We start from the raw sequence: 14,677 nt of genomic DNA, 5'->3' as shown, positions 1-14,677 counted from the left end.
CCCTCGTACGTCCGTACAGCCGCACGTCCGAAAATCGCGAGCCCTCGCCGTCCGTCCTGCCTAGCCTCTGGAGCATGATGACCTCTTCCCCGTCCTCCCGCCGGGCTCCGCGTGCGGAGGTGCTGGCCGCCGTCGCGGCTTGTGTGACCGTGGTGCTGTGGGCCTCCGCGTTCGTGTCGATCCGCAGTGCGGGGGCCGCCTACTCGCCGGGCGCGCTGGCCCTCGGGCGGATGCTCGCCGGGTTCGTGACGCTGGGGGCGATCTGTCTCGTACGGCGGGAGGGGCTGCCGCCCCGGTCGGCCTGGCGGGGAATCGCGATCTCGGGCGTGCTGTGGTTCGGGGTGTACATGGTCGTCCTGAACTGGGGCGAGCAGCAGGTGGACGCGGGGACCGCCGCCCTCCTCGTGAACGTCGGCCCGATCCTCATCGCCCTGCTCGGCACCCGGCTGCTCGGCGACCCGATGCCGCCCCGGTTGCTCGCGGGCATGGCGGTGTCGTTCGCGGGCGCGGTGACCGTCGGGCTGTCGATGTCGGGCGGGGGCGGCACGTCGGTGCTCGGGGTGGCGCTGTGCCTGCTCGCGGCGGCCTCGTGGGCCGCGGGTGTCGTCGCGCAGAAGCCTGCCCTCGGCCGGGCGAGCGCCCTCCAGGCGACGACGTTCGGCTGTCTGATCGGGGCCGTGACCTGTCTGCCGTTCGCCGGGCAACTGGTGGGCGACGTGGCCGACGCGCCACTCTCCGCCACCCTCAACATGGTCTACCTGGGCGTCTTCCCGACCGCGCTGGCCTTCACGACCTGGGCCTACGCCCTGGCCCGTACGACGGCCAGCCGCATGGGCGCGACCACGTACGCGGTCCCCGCCCTGGTCGTCCTGATGTCCTGGCTGGCGCTGGGCGAGGTGCCGGGGCTGCTCACCCTGGCGGGCGGCGGGCTGTGTCTGGCGGGGGTGGCGGTGTCGCGGTCCCGATCCCGGGCGCGGGTGGCGGGGCCCGTGGCCGCGGAGGAGGTCCTGGAACCGCGGCCACGGCCCGGGAAGGCCGGTTAGCCGGCGTGCACGGGCCCGTCCCCGAACGACGGAAGGGCCGGCTGGTTCATCGCGTCGCCGTCAGACGCGCGTACACGACGATGTTGCCTGTGTAGCCGGTCCGTCGGTCGTAACCGCCGCCGCAGGTGATGAGCCGCAGCTCGGGGCGGGCGCGGGCGCCGTACACCTCCCGACTGGGGAAGTTCGCCTTGTCGTACGTCTTCACCGCGTAGACGGTGTAGACGGCGGTACGCCCGTCCGCGCGCCGGAGTTCGACCCGCCGTCCGGGTGTGACCTCGTCGAGGCCGATGAACACGGCGGGCCCGGCACGGGTGTCGCGGTGCCCTACGACGATCACCGTGCCGTTCTCCCCCGGTGACGGTCCGTCCGCGTACCAGCCGGCCAGGTTGGAGTCGTCGTCCGGGGGCGCGCTGAGCTGCCCGTGGCGGTCGAGGCGCAGATCCACGACCGGCGCCTCGACATCGAGGTACGGGAGGGTGAGCTTGGTGGGACGGGAGCGCGGGAGGAGGGCGGGTCCCCCGGGCGTGGCCTGCACACTCGGGCGGGCCGTCGGGCGGGCGGATCCTGGCCGTCCCCGCGCGGGGACGGCTGGTGCGGCCGGGAGTGCTGCCCCGGCGGACTCCGACCGTCCCTTCGCGGGTCCGGCCGCCCGGGTCAGCTCGGTGGGCGGCGCTGACCCGGCGGGCCCCGGCCGTCCGTTCGCGGGCCCGGCCGCCGGTGTCGGCGCGGTCGGGGCCGGGCTCCGCTCCCGTACCGGCCTCGCCGGGTCGGCGTGCTCGGCGTTTCCGGTGGGCGGTGCGACCGGCGTGCCGTCGGTGGCGGTGACGGGTGCGGAGGTGGGCTCGTCGACCCGGGCCCACCAGACGCCGCCCACCGCCAGAGCGACGGTCAGGACGACCGTGCGGGTCAGGCGGTAGGCGCGCGTCCGGCGCCACGGCCGGGGCCGGCGGGCGCGGTCAGGCAGTGCCGTCGGCACGTCGGCGCGTCCGGAAGTAGACCACTCCCCCGACCACGATCAGGCCCACGGCCGCCGCACCGGCGACCGGTGAGAAGGCCTCCGCCCGTGCGACCCCGCCGCCGCCCGCGGGAACCCCGCCGTGCGGGCCGCCCGGACCGCCGGGACCTCCACCGGGGCCACCCGGACCACCGGTCGGGGGCGGTGTGGTGGGCGGGGTCGGTGTCCCGGTCGGGTTGCCGGTCGGGCAGTCGACCTTGAACACCTTGTGCTTGCCCGCGCCCTGGCCGCCGACGATGTTCCACGTCAGCTTGTACTGGCCGTCCGGCAGGGCGAGGGGCAGGGTGTGGCCGGTGCCGTCGGGCTCCAGTTCGAGGGTGTCGCCGAGGGTGGCACCGTTCGCCTCCAGGGGCTGGGTCTCGATGGACCACTCGATGTCCTGGCCGGCGTCGAAGTTGAACGCGGCGAGGTAGAAGTCGCAGACCTTCGGCTCGTTGCGCTGGTCGCTGAAGGGCGTACCCACCTTGTGGATCTTGACGTCCCCGTTGTCGCCGGGCGCTGCCGGGGCGGCGACGGCGGCGGTGGCCCCGATGAGGGTGGTGCCCGCGAGGGTGAGGGCCGCGAGCGCGGCGGTACGGACGCCGGTCCCGCGTGGACGGAGTGAGGTGGTCATGCGCAATTCCTCCGAGTCAGGTGATTTTCATACAAATCTCGCTTCTTCTGACTCTCTTTCACATAAACACCCACAAAGACGGAAGCCCCGCCCTACGACCCGTCGGACATCACCCTTCCGGACGTCTCCGGCTTCTTCACCGACACCTGCGGGACCGACGAGCGCACCGCTGTCCCCGCCGCCAGCAACAGCAGCGCGCCGAGCATCACGAACGGCGCCGCCACGCCCGTGACCCCGGCGGCCAGACCGGCCGTGGCGGGCGCGACGACCTGGCCGAGCCGGTTTCCGGTCAGGCGCAGGGCGAGGGCGGTGGACCGGGCGCCGGCCGGGGCTGCCTGGACGACCGTCGTCATCGACAGCGGCTGCCCGACGCCCAGGCAGAAGCCGAGTGCCGCGAGCATGAGGGCCAGCCCCCACACCGGCACCGGCAGCGCGATCCCCGCGCACAGCACCGCCGCCAGCAGACAGGTCACGGTGAGCAGGAGGCGCCGGCCGAGCAGCCGGAGCAGGGGTGTCAGCACCAGACGGCACGCGATGGTGGCCGCGGCGCGCAGTCCGAGCAGTACGCCGATCACCGCGGGCGCGATGCCCCGGTGCTCGCCGACCACCGGAAGGTAGGCGGTGAGGATGTCGGTCGCGGACAGTACCGCGAGGCTGACGAAGATGCCCGCGGGGACACCCCGGGTGCGCAGGATGCGGTGCACGGGGACGCGATCGCCCTGCTCCGTACGGGACTTGACGGCCGCAGGGTCCTCGACGCGCCACAACGACGTGAACGACAACGCGGCGACACCGCCCGCGACCAGCAGGGCGCGGGCGCTGGTGGCCGCCATGTCGTGGCCGCCGATCAACGCGCCCGCCGCGATCGGGCCGATGAACTGGCCGAGCGAGACGCCGATGGTGAAGTGGCCGAAGTTGCGGTCCTGCTCGTGCGGGGCGGACCGGCGGGCGACGAGCGACTGGCCGCCGATGACGAAGCAGAGGTGGCCGAGGCCCGTCACCCCGCTCCACGCGGCCATCGCGGCAAGGGAGTTCGCGGTGGCGCCGAGGGCGCAGCCGCCGGAGATCAGGACGGCGCCGACGGTCAGCAGGGGTGCGCAGCGGCCGTGGTCGGTGCGGCGGCCCAGCGGTACGGCGGCGAAGAGCGGGAGGAGTGCGTACGCGGCGGCGATCACGCCGATCGCCCGCTCGTCGGCGCCCAGCGCGAGAGCCCGGTAGGAGACGGCGGGCCGGGCCATCGACACCGCCCCCTGCGTGAAGCTGAAGGCGATGACGAGGCGGAGCAGCCAGCCGCGGTTCCCACCGGGCCTCATGGTGTTGTCCTTCCGGACGGATGCGCGGATCAGTTGCGGTGGGGATGCCGGTCAGATGATGCCGAACAGGATGCCTGCCCCGAGGATGGCCAGCGAGGTCAGTACGGCCCACTTGACCACGAACCTGGTGTGGTCGCCGAACTCGACCTTCGCCATGCCGACGAGAACGTAGACGGCCGGGACCAGGGGGCTGGACATGTGCAGGGGCTGCGCGATGAGGGAGGCGCGGGCGATCTCCAGGGGGGAGACGCCGTGGGCCGCGCCGGCCTCGGCGAGCACCGGCAGGACACCGAAGTAGAAGCCGTCGTTCGACATGAAGTAGGTGAGCGGGATACTCAGCAGGCCGGTGACGAAGGCCATGTGCGGGCCCATGCCGTCGGGGATGTTGTCGACGAGCCAGCGGGCCATGTGGTCGACCATGCCGGTGCCTTTGAGGACGCCGGTGAAGACGGCGGCGGCGAAGACCATGCCGGAGACGTTGAGGACGTTCTCGGCGTGGGCGCCGAGGCGGGCCTTCTGGTCGGGCATGTGCGGGAAGTTGACCGTGAGAGCGAGCGCGGCACCGAGCAGGAACAGCACCGGGATCGGCAGCCACTCCATGATCATGGCGGTGAGCAGGGTGACCGTGAGGAGCGCGTTGAACCAGTAGAGCTTGGGGCGCAGGGTGGTGCGGTTCGGGTCGAGGACCTTCAGCAACCGGTCGTCGTCATCGTCGGTGGTGCCGCTGCCGGTGGTGCCCTCGGTACCCGCACCGCCGGTGGGCGCGGCCGAGTCGCCCGCGCCGGATCCCACGGCCGACTTCACGCCCGAACCGGCGCCGACGAGCACGGTCTCCGACTTCTGCTCCGGCTCCTCGACCAGGACCGCGTCCAGGGTGAGCACGCCGAGCCGATTGCGCTCGCGGCGGCCGAGGACGTACGAGAGGGCGATGACGAAGGCCAGGCCGACGGCGAGTGCCGGGATCATCGGGACGAAGATGTCGCTGGCGTCCAGCTTCAGGGCCGTCGCGGCACGGGCCGTCGGTCCGCCCCAGGGCAGGGTGTTCATCACACCGTTGGCCATCGCGGCGACGCCGGTCATCACGACGAGGCTCATCTTGAGACGCTTGTACAGGGGGTACATCGCCGAGACCGTGATCATGAAGGTGGTCGAGCCGTCGCCGTCGAGGGACACGATCGCCGCGAGGATCGCCGTGCCGACGACTATGCGCAGCGGATCGGCCTTGGCGAACTTCAGGATCCCCCGGACGATCGGGTCGAAGAGGCCGACGTCGATCATCACACCGAAGTAGACGATCGCGAACATGAGCATCGCCGCGGTGGGGGCGAGGCTGGTGACGCCGTCGATGACGTAGTCACCGAGCTTGGCGCCCTTCCCGACGAAAACGCAGAAGAGGGCCGGGATCAGTACGAGCGCCGCGATCGGCGACATCTTCTTCAGCATGATCAGGACCAGGAAGGTCGCGATCATCGTGAAGCCCAGGATGGTCAACATGAGTGGGTTACCTAACGTTCGCCCTTGAACTCCCACCGGAGTCGGCAGTGCGTTGACGTTAGGTCGGCCCCACAAGTCTTAACAAGATGTTGACGCGCGAGCAATAAGCGCAAAACTCCAGGTCACAGCGTTGTGCCTGCTGGCGCCAGTTCGATGGGTACACCATTCAGTACGGCGTTGCCCGACAGCGGGTCGAGAAGACTGCCGTCAAGGACCTGGTTGACGTTGACACCGGGGTCGACGGCGGCGTGCGAGAGGCGGGTGCCGGGCCGGTCGTGTCCCCACCCGTGGGGCAGGCTGACGACCCCACGCCGTACGACGTCGGTGATCTCGGCGGGGGCCACCACCTCTCCCCCGGCGCCCTTGATCCGCACGGGGGCTCCGTCGAGCACGCCGAGGCGGGCGGCGTCCTCGGGGTGGATGTGCAGGGTGCAGCGGTTGGTGCCGCCGGTGAGCGCGGGGATGTTGTGCATCCAGCTGTTGTTGGAGCGGAGATGCCGGCGCCCGATGAGCACGATCCCGGCGGGGCGTTCGCGCAGGGCCTCGCGCAGACGCGGCAGGTCGTCGGCGATGGGCTGCGGCAGCAGTTCGATCTTCCCGCTGCGTGTCTTGAGCGGCTGCGGCAGGCGTGGCTGGAGCGGCCCGAGGTCGATGCCGTGCGGGTGGGCGAGCACTTTCGCCAGGTTCAGACCGTCCGGCCGTACGCCGAAGCCGTCGCCGTACGGGCCCAGGCGCAGCATCAGGTCGAGGCGGCGCTCGGGGCCGGTGTCGCCGTCGAGTTCCTTGGCGAGCTGCTGGGGGTCGCGGCCGTGGACCGGGGAATGGCGTTCCTTGACGGCCTTGCCGAGGGTCTGGTCGATGACCATGGCGTCCACGGCGGCGGGGTCGGCCCCGTGCATACCGGTCGCGGCCAGGACGATCCGCGCGAGGATCTCGGTCTCGGCCATCCTGTCCGGCTCCAGGGGGACGGCGGGGCGGTTGTAGCGGACCTGGTTGCGGACGGCGAGGGTGTTGAAGGCGAAGTCGTGGTGGGGGCTCTGCGAGGGCGGGGGCGGCGGCAGCACGACGTGCGCGTGCCGCGAGGTCTCGTTCAGGTAGGGATCGACGCTGACCATGAAGTCCAGCGAGTCCAGCGCCCTGTCGAGCCTGTTGCCGTCGGGTGCGGACAGGACGGGGTTGGCGGCGACGACGACGAGGGCGCGGATCGGCTCACCCTCGGCCGTGGTGGTGTCGATCTCCTCGGCGAGCACGGAGAGCGGCAACTCGCCCTTCGCCTCCGGGTGCCGACCGACCCGTGAGTGCCAGCGGCCCAGCGCGAACCCGTGACTGGGTCCGGCCGGCCGGGGTGTGCGGTCGGTGGCCGCCTGCGGGAAGAGGGCGCCGCCGGGCCGGTCGAGGTTGCCGGTGAGGATGTCGAGGACGTCGACCAGCCAGCTGGCGAGGGTGCCGTGCGGGACGGTGCAACTGCCGATACGGCCGTAGACGGCGGCGGTGGGCGCGGCGGCGAGTTCACGGGCGAGGGCGCGGATGGTGTCGGCGTCCACGTCACATGCCTCGGCGACGGCGTCGGGCGTGAAGTCCCTTACCGATGCGGCCAGTTCGTCGACGCCCTGGACGTGCGGCGCCAACTCGCCCAGGTCGACGAGCTGTTCGTCGAAGAGGACGTAGGTCATCGCGGCGAGCAGCAGGGCGTCCGTGCCGGGGCGGATCGCGATGTGCCGGTCGGCGAGCCCGGCGGTGCGGGTGCGGCGCGGGTCGATGACGGTGAGCGTGCCACCGCGCGCCCTGAGGGCCTTGAGCTTGCCGGGGAAGTCGGGCGCCGTGCACAGACTCCCGTTGGACTCAAGGGGGTTGGCGCCGATGATCAGCAGGTGGTCGGTGTGGTCGAGGTCGGGTACGGGGATCGCGTTGGCGTCGCCGTAGAGCAGCCCGCTGGAGACGTGCTTGGGCATCTGGTCGACCGTGGAGGCGGTGAAGACGCTGTGGGTACCGAGGCCGGCGAGCAGCACCGGCGGGTAGAGCGCCCCGGCCATGGTGTGCACGTTCGGATTCCCGAAGACGGTTCCGACGGAGTGCGGCCCGTACCGCTCGACCACGCCCCGGAGGCCGGCGGCGACGGCGTCGAAGGCCTCCGCCCAGCTCGCCTCGCGCAACTCGCCGTCCCGGCGCACCAGAGGGGTGCGCAGCCGGTCGGGGTCGCTGTCGAGGGCTCCGAAGGAGGCGCCCTTGGGGCAGATGAACCCCTTGCTGAACACGTCGTCGCGGTCACCGCGAGCCCCGGTGACCCGGCCGCTCTCGATGGTGAGCGTCAGTCCGCAGGTGGCCTCGCACAGGGGGCAGACGCGCAGGGCGGTGCGGGACTCGGTACGGGAGTCGGTGGGGCTGGACACGGGTCCTCCCGGGTGGGTGGCGGCAACGGTGACGCACGGATGGAGCCGAGCATACCGACCGGTAGGGATGGAGGGGAGGGGTTACGCGTACCCACCTCGGCCGGCCCGGGCGAGCCGGCCGGGAGCCTCAGTCGAGCACCCGCGCCAGATACGCCCGCAACAGTTCCCGCGCCTCCGTGATGATCCGCTCGTCCCCCTCCGGGGCGACCCGGAAGGCCAGGTGGACCAGGGTGTCGGCGGTCTCGACGGCGACCAGGAACATACGGCGCAGGTCGTCGTCCGGTTCACGGTCGATGACGTCGGAAAGGAGGGCGGTGAGGGTGTCGGCGACCCGGTGGTTGGGGCCGGCGTCGCGTTTGCCGACCGGGATCTGGTTGCCGAAGTCGACGAGCGAGAAACCCGGCGCGGTCCGCTTCATGGCCAGGTACTCGTCGAGCACGGCGTCCATGGCCCCGCGCCAGCCACCCCCGGTCTCCTGCCCCAGGCGCTCGGTGACGCGCGTGATGTAGCGCTCCAGGTTCCGCTGGGCCAGCGCGTCCGCCATGGCGCGCTTGTTGCCGAAGAAGCGGTACACGGAGCCTATGGGGACGCCGGCGCGTATCGCCACCGCCCGGGTGCTCAGGGCGTCGTAGCCGACCTCGTCGAGAAGGTCGGCGCAGGCGTCGAGGATTCTGGTCAGCCGTTCGGCACTGCGCCGCTGTACGGGCGCACGACGTAGCGAGGTCGCTGGGGGCACGGGATTCATCATGCCGTTCCCCGACGATCCGGTGAACCTCACCCCTGACTTTCCCCCCCCTTGCGCCCGCGAACGCCGAATCCTACGGTGAAGCATAGGAATGAGGGTCAGGGAACGAGGGAGCACAGATGAGCGGGGACGCGAGGAAGGCAGCCGGGGAGCTGGACTGGCTCTCCGGTTTCGGCAACGAGCACAGCTCGGAGGCCGTCCCCGGCGCTCTGCCCGAGGGCCGCAACTCGCCGCAGCGCGCCCCCCTCGGTCTCTACGCCGAGCAGCTCAGCGGTACGGCGTTCACCGAGCCCCGCGCCCACAACCGCCGCTCCTGGCTGTACCGCATCCGCCCCTCGGCCGCGCATCCCCCGTTCACCCCCACCGACAACGGCTCGATCCGCACGGCACCCTTCACGGAATCCGTGCCCGATCCGAACCGGCTGCGCTGGGATCCGCTGCCCGAGCCCCCGGCCGGGACGGACTTCCTGGCGGGCCTGTGGACCCTCGGCGGCAACGGCGACGCCACGCAGCGCAGCGGCATGGCCGTGCACCTCTACCACGCCGACTCCTCGATGGAGCGGGTGTTCAGCGACGCCGACGGGGAGCTGCTGATCGTCCCGGAGGCCGGCGGGCTGCTGCTGCGCACCGAGTTCGGGCCGCTGTTCGTCGAGCCCGGCCATGTCGCGCTGGTCCCTCGCGGGGTGCGCTTCCGGGTGGAGCTGATCGACGCCTCGGCCCGCGGTTACGTGTGCGAGAACTACGGCGCCCCCTTCCGGCTCCCCGACCTCGGCCCGATCGGCGCCAACGGGCTGGCGAACGCACGGGACTTCCGGGCGCCGGTCGCGGCGTACGAAGACGTCGAGGGTCCGGTGGAGGTGGTCAACAAGTTCTGCGGCAACCTCTGGACGGCCGTCTACGACCACTCCCCGCTCGACGTCGTCGCCTGGCACGGCAACCATGTCCCGTACGTGTACGACCTGCGCCGCTTCAACGTCCTCGGCAGTCTCTCGTACGACCACCCGGACCCGTCGATCTTCACTGTGCTGACGTCGCCGTCGGACACTCCCGGACTCGCGGGCATCGACTTCGTCGTCTTCGCGCCGCGCTGGCTGGTGGGCGAGGACACCTTCCGGCCGCCGTACTTCCACCGGAACGTGATGAGCGAGTACATGGGGCTGATCGAGGGCGCCTACGACGCGAAGGCGGAGGGGTTCCGGCCCGGGGGCGGCTCGCTGCACAACATGATGTCCGCGCACGGGCCCGACCGGGAGACCTTCGACCGGGCCAGCGCGGCCGAGCTGCGGCCCCAGAAGGTCGATGACGGGCTGGCGTTCATGTTCGAGACACGGTGGCCGCTGACCCTGACGGCACAGGCGGCGCGGGCGGAGCATCTGCAACCCGGGTACGACGACGTGTGGTCGGGCCTCCAGCGGCACTTCCGTCCGTTGCGCTGAGCGTTGCCGACCGGTACGGATACCTCCGTGACCTCCTTCGCCCCGGACTCGATCGTCCTGAACCGCAAACTGCCGCTCTGGTACCAGGTTTCGCAGTCCCTGCGCGCCTCGATCCTCGGCCGCTCGGCGCGGGACCCGCTGCGGCTGCCCACCGAGGAGCAGTTGGCGGAGCACTACGGCGTGAGTGTGCTGACCATGCGGCAGGCGCTGAAGGAGCTGGAGGACGAGGGGCTGATCAGCCGCCACCGCAGGCGCGGCACGTTCATCGAGCCGGACGCCCGACGCGGCGCTCCCGTACGGCTCCTGGGCTCGGTCGACGCGATCGTCGCCCAGCAGTCCGGCATGACCACCGAACTCCTCGGCCACGGCAGCGCACCCGTCCCCACCGAACTCGCCGAGTACTTCCCGGATCTCGTGGAGGTGGCCACGTACCACCGGCTGCGCGGCGACGAGGAGACCGGCGAACCGACCAACCACGCCCGCAACTACGTCCGTCCGGAACTCGCCGAGCGCATCGACCGGCGCGACCTGCTCCGCCGGCCGATGACCAAGGTGCTGCGGGACGTGGTGGGCGTGGACATCAGCCGCATCACGGACACCGTCCAGGCCCGCCTCGCGGACCCCGAGACGGCCCGGCTGCTCCGGGTCCCGCTGCTCAGCCCGATCCTGCACTACACGGGCGTCGCGTACGACGGGACGGGCCGGGTCGTGGACGTCGCGGTCATCCACTACCGCGGCGACCGCTTCTCGTTCACGGTGACTCTGGACGCGACCTAGAACAGAGCGAGGAGGCGGCGTCGTACGATGCCGAGCGTGACGCCCGACGACGACGCCGCGCTGCTCGCGGACCTCATGCCGTGGTCCGTCGCACCGCCACGGCTGGGCCGGGGGTGGCCGGCGGCCCCCGACGCCGCATCCTTGAAGGCCCGCTGGGACGCCCTTCTGAAGTCCGAAGGGCCGGACCGCGAGGCCCTGTTCGAGCCGACACGCTCACGCACCACGCATTCGGCGGTCGGGCAGCTCCCGGGCCGGCCCAGCGGCACGGAGAAGCTCGCCCGCGCCACCGGCCCCTGTGCGGAGCCGGTACGGGTCCTGCGGGCGCCCTTCGACGAGCAGTGGCTGATCCCGGACCACCGGCTGATCGACGCGGCGCGCCCTGAGTTGTGGCGGGTGGCGGACGAACGGCAGGTGTTCGTCGTCGAGGCGGCGAGTACGGCGACGGACTCCGGCGGGCCCCTGCTGGTCACCTCGGGCCTGCTGCCGCTGGTCCGCCCAGGCCGGATCCGCCCGCTCTACCGGCGCCCCGACGGCGCCGAACCCAACCTGGCCCCGGGCCTGCTGGACCACCTCACCGACCGCCTCGGTCACCGCCCCGACCCGCTCGACATCCTCGCCTGGACCCTGGCGGCGGTACGCCCGGGCCTCACCGTCCCGCTCACCGCCGACCCCGAACTCTGGTCCCGGGGCGTCGGGCTGGGCCGCCGGGTGCTGTGGCTGACGCGCCGGGACGGAGACCGACCCAAGCTGCCCGGCGGACGTCGCCCGTACGTACGCGCGCCGCTGCCCTCCCGCCCGGTCACCGTCCACTACGACCGCGCCGAGGAGACCCTCCAGGTCGACGACGGCCGGATCTCCCCCGTACCGCCCGAGGCGTGGGACTTCGAGGCGGGTGGAGTGCGGGTGCTGGAGCAGTGGTTGGCGGTGCGGGTGCCAGGTCCCGCCGAGCCCGGGACCCTGGAGGCGATCCGTCCGGCGACCTGGCCGCAGCCCTGGACCTCCGAGCTGCTGGAACTGATCACGGTACTGGCGCTGCTGGCGGAACTGCGCCCGCAGCAGGCCGAGTTGACGGTGACGGACCCGATCACGGCGAGCGAGCTGCGGACGGCGGGCGTGCTCCCGGTACCTGACAGGTCACGCCGGCCGGCATCGGTTCTGGACCATCACGAAGAGGGCCCGGAAGGCCAGTTCACGCTCATCTGACCGAACGATCAGGGCGCGGAGTCGTGACATCGTGCGGCTCCGCCGCGTGGGCGCGACCGACCACGACGAATCCGCACCCCGCAAGGAAACCTCACTCCCGCGGCGTGAACCCGTCAAGCACCCGCAAGAGCATCCGCTCGAACACCGCCTCCAGATCAATCGGCCCCGCGTCCTGCATGAACGCCGCCGCCAGCCGCGGATACGCCCCGCTCGCCACCCGCCCCCCGAGATATCCGATCCGCATCGCGTTCTCCTGCTCCTCCGACCACGGCAGGGACCGCGCCCGCTCGGCCGTCGCCAACTCGTTGCCGACGTACGTCGTCACCAGGCCGTTGAGCATCGCGATCAGCTCGAACTTCGTGCCGTAGGGGGCGTCGAACGAGTCGAGGCAGCTCAGACAGTGTTCGAGGTAGCGCAGGGCGTTGGGGCTGAAGCCGTAGACCGGGGACATCAGACGCGGCAGCCAGGGATGGCGCCGCATGAGAGCGCGTGTCTGATGGGCCACCCGGAGCATGTCGGCGCGCCAGTCGCCCGACGGCTCCCACAGCTCGTGCTCGCCACTGATGGCGTCAACCATCAGCTCGTACAGGTCCTCCTTGCGGGGGACGTAGTTGTACAGCGACATCGTGCCGCAGCCGAGTTCGGCCGCGACATGCCGCATCGAGGCCGCGTCGAGCCCCTCCGCGTCCGCGATCCGCACCGCGGCGGCCGCGATGTCCGCGCGGCTGTACGCGGCCTTCGGACCCCGGCCCGCACGTTCGGGACGCGTCCAGATCACTTCGGGTACGGCGGCTCGGCCGGCCATTGATCATCACCTCGACCACCCATCGTAGTTACGTACGGCGTACGTAGTGCGCTATGGTCACTCCATGAAAACTACGTACGCTGTACTTAGTGAGGGGCTGGAGAAGACCTTCGGAAAGGTCCATGCCGTGCGCGGGCTCGACCTGGCCGTGGAGAAGGGGTCCGTGTGCGGCCTGCTCGGGCCGAACGGAGCGGGCAAGACCACGGCTGTACGGCTGCTCACCACGCTGCTGCGGCCCGACGCGGGCTCGGCGCGTATCGCGGGGCACGACCTCGTGCGGGAGGCGGCTGCCGTAAGGCGCCGGATCGGCGTCACCGGGCAGAACGCGTCGGTGGACGGGGACCTCACCGGACGCGAGAACCTACGGCTCTTCGCCCGGCTGCACCGGGTCGGGGGGCCCGTCGCGCGCGCCGACGAACTGCTGAGCCGCTTCGGACTGGCGGAGGCCGCCGACCGGCCCGCGTCCACCTACTCGGGCGGCATGCGCCGCCGCCTCGACCTCGCGGCGAGCCTGGTGAAGCGGCCCGAGGTGCTCTTCCTGGACGAGCCGACGACGGGGCTCGACCCCGCTGCCCGCAACCAGATCTGGGCGGCCGTGCGCGGGCTCAAGGACGAGGGTACGACTGTGCTGCTGACCACCCAGTACCTGGAGGAGGCCGACCAACTCGCCGACGAGATCGCCCTCGTGGAGCACGGCAGGGTCGCCCACACCGGATCACCGGCCCAACTCAAGGCGCTCATCGGCTCGTACGCCGAGGTCGTGGTCGCCGATGCCGGTGCGCTGCTCGACGCCGCCGGGATCCTCGACCAACTCACCGGTAGCGAACCCGCGCTGGACCAGGACCGGCTCACCGTCGGCGCGGTCACCACCGACCCGACGCTCACCCTTCCCCGGCTGGTGCGCGAACTCGACACCGCGGGCGTCGCGTTGCTCGACGTGAGTCTGCGCCCGCCGACCCTCGACGACGTGTTCCTCCGGCTGACGGAACGCAAGGAGCTTGCCGCGTGAGCACGTTGACATCCGCGACGTCCGCGGCCTCGGCCCTGGCATACGACGGTACGGCCATGCTGGGCCGGCATCTGCGGCGGCTGCGGCACAACCCGGGGCTGTTGATCCTCACCCAGTCCATGCCGATCACCATGCTGCTGTTCTTCGGGTACGTCTTCGGCAGCGCCCTCGCGATGCCCGGCGAGGACTACCGGGCCTTCCTGGTACCGGGGTTGCTGGTGGCGACCGCCGCCAACGGCATCATGACCGGGATGTTCCAGGCGGCCCAGGACACCCACCGGGGCGTGACCGACCGGCTGCGTACGCTGCCGATCAGCCGGGCCGCCGTACCGATGGGGCAGGCTCTGGCGGACCTCGTGGTGACCGCCGCGGGGACGGTGCCCCTGCTCCTCGTCGGGCTCGCGGTGGGGTGGCGCGTCGAGGGGTCTGTGCTGCGGGCGGCGGGTGCAGTGGGGCTGTTGCTGCTCTTCCGGTTCGCCACGACGTGGATCGGGATCTACCTCGGGCTGCTCTCCCGGAGCGAGGAGGCGGCCGGTCAGCTGGGCGGGGCGACCTTCGTCCTGCCGCTGCTGTCGAACGCGTACATCCCGACGGACGGTCTGCCGGGGTGGTTGCGGACGTCGGCCGAGTGGAACCCGATCAGCGCGGTCGCGACGGCGATGCGGAGTCTGTTCGGCAACGCGGAGGTCCCCGGGGACGGCGCGTGGCCGGTCGTCCACCCTGTCGCCGGGGCGCTGGTGTGGTGCGGGGTGCTGGTCGCGGTGTTCCTGCCCCTGGCTGTACGGCGGTACGCGGACGGTGAAGGCTGACCGTCCAGGCGTTCGTTCTCGCCCC

General features: G+C 71.7%; 13 protein-coding genes. 6 read left to right on the top strand and 7 right to left on the bottom strand.

Going from position 1 to position 14,677, the window contains the following annotated elements; genetic code table 11:
* Positions 1-74: 74 nt before the first annotated feature.
* Positions 75-1,043, top strand: a complete 969-nt coding sequence (locus ACW4TU_RS36380; protein WP_457420339.1) for a DMT family transporter — start codon at positions 75-77, stop codon at positions 1,041-1,043.
* 46 nt (positions 1,044-1,089) lie between these two features.
* Here the strand turns inward: ACW4TU_RS36380 and ACW4TU_RS36375 are convergent, their stop codons facing one another.
* The 6 genes from ACW4TU_RS36375 to ACW4TU_RS36350 all read right to left on the bottom strand — a co-directional run bounded on the left by ACW4TU_RS36375 (position 1,090) and on the right by ACW4TU_RS36350 (position 8,613).
* Entirely contained in the window at positions 1,090-2,019 is a 930-nt protein-coding gene (locus tag ACW4TU_RS36375) for a class F sortase (RefSeq protein WP_457420338.1), read from the bottom strand.
* The gene (locus ACW4TU_RS36370) at positions 2,000-2,671 is read right to left on the bottom strand and encodes a hypothetical protein (protein ID WP_457420336.1); all 672 of its coding nucleotides are present in this window, start codon (positions 2,669-2,671) and stop codon (positions 2,000-2,002) included. The genes ACW4TU_RS36375 and ACW4TU_RS36370 overlap by 20 nt, the downstream gene beginning before the upstream one ends.
* Before the next feature lie 92 nt (positions 2,672-2,763).
* Positions 2,764-3,984 (bottom strand): MFS transporter, encoded by a 1,221-nt coding sequence (locus tag ACW4TU_RS36365; protein WP_457420334.1) that lies wholly within the window; start codon positions 3,982-3,984, stop codon positions 2,764-2,766.
* 51 nt (positions 3,985-4,035) lie between these two features.
* Complete coding sequence (locus tag ACW4TU_RS36360; protein WP_457420332.1) at positions 4,036-5,478, bottom strand: CitMHS family transporter; 1,443 nt, start codon at positions 5,476-5,478, stop codon at positions 4,036-4,038.
* 122 nt (positions 5,479-5,600) lie between these two features.
* Entirely contained in the window at positions 5,601-7,868 is a 2,268-nt protein-coding gene (locus tag ACW4TU_RS36355; RefSeq protein WP_457420330.1) for a molybdopterin oxidoreductase family protein, read from the bottom strand.
* Between the two features lie 127 nt (positions 7,869-7,995).
* Positions 7,996-8,613, bottom strand: a complete 618-nt coding sequence (locus ACW4TU_RS36350) for a TetR/AcrR family transcriptional regulator (RefSeq protein WP_457430500.1) — start codon at positions 8,611-8,613, stop codon at positions 7,996-7,998.
* A 119-nt stretch (positions 8,614-8,732) separates the two neighbouring features.
* On the opposite strand from ACW4TU_RS36350, the gene hmgA reads away from it, so the two are divergent.
* The 3 genes from hmgA to ACW4TU_RS36335 are packed head-to-tail and all read left to right on the top strand — an operon-like array spanning position 8,733 to position 12,029.
* A complete protein-coding gene (gene hmgA / locus ACW4TU_RS36345) occupies positions 8,733-10,049 on the top strand; it encodes a homogentisate 1,2-dioxygenase (RefSeq protein WP_457420328.1) in 1,317 nt (438 codons plus the stop codon).
* A gap of 27 nt (positions 10,050-10,076) precedes the next feature.
* Entirely contained in the window at positions 10,077-10,826 is a 750-nt protein-coding gene (locus tag ACW4TU_RS36340) for a GntR family transcriptional regulator (RefSeq protein WP_457420326.1), read from the top strand.
* A gap of 27 nt (positions 10,827-10,853) precedes the next feature.
* Positions 10,854-12,029, top strand: a complete 1,176-nt coding sequence (locus ACW4TU_RS36335) for a type ISP restriction/modification enzyme (protein WP_457420324.1) — start codon at positions 10,854-10,856, stop codon at positions 12,027-12,029.
* 91 nt (positions 12,030-12,120) lie between these two features.
* Here the strand turns inward: ACW4TU_RS36335 and ACW4TU_RS36330 are convergent, their stop codons facing one another.
* Positions 12,121-12,834 carry a TetR/AcrR family transcriptional regulator C-terminal domain-containing protein gene (locus ACW4TU_RS36330; protein ID WP_457420322.1) on the bottom strand — a complete coding sequence of 238 codons (714 nt, stop codon included), beginning with the start codon at positions 12,832-12,834 and terminating at the stop codon, positions 12,121-12,123.
* Positions 12,835-12,898: 64 nt separating this feature from the next.
* On the opposite strand from ACW4TU_RS36330, the gene ACW4TU_RS36325 reads away from it, so the two are divergent.
* Positions 12,899-13,843: an ATP-binding cassette domain-containing protein gene (locus ACW4TU_RS36325; protein WP_457420320.1), complete on the top strand. Its 945-nt coding sequence runs from the start codon at positions 12,899-12,901 to the stop codon at positions 13,841-13,843.
* A 56-nt stretch (positions 13,844-13,899) separates the two neighbouring features.
* Positions 13,900-14,652: an ABC transporter permease gene (locus tag ACW4TU_RS36320; protein ID WP_457430498.1), complete on the top strand. Its 753-nt coding sequence runs from the start codon at positions 13,900-13,902 to the stop codon at positions 14,650-14,652.
* Positions 14,653-14,677 lie beyond the last annotated feature (25 nt).

It is taken from the genome of Streptomyces kryoterrae (genome assembly GCF_054072135.1).
Note: the sequence above shows the minus strand (reverse complement) of the source record. Positions and strands in the feature narration are given on the sequence as shown.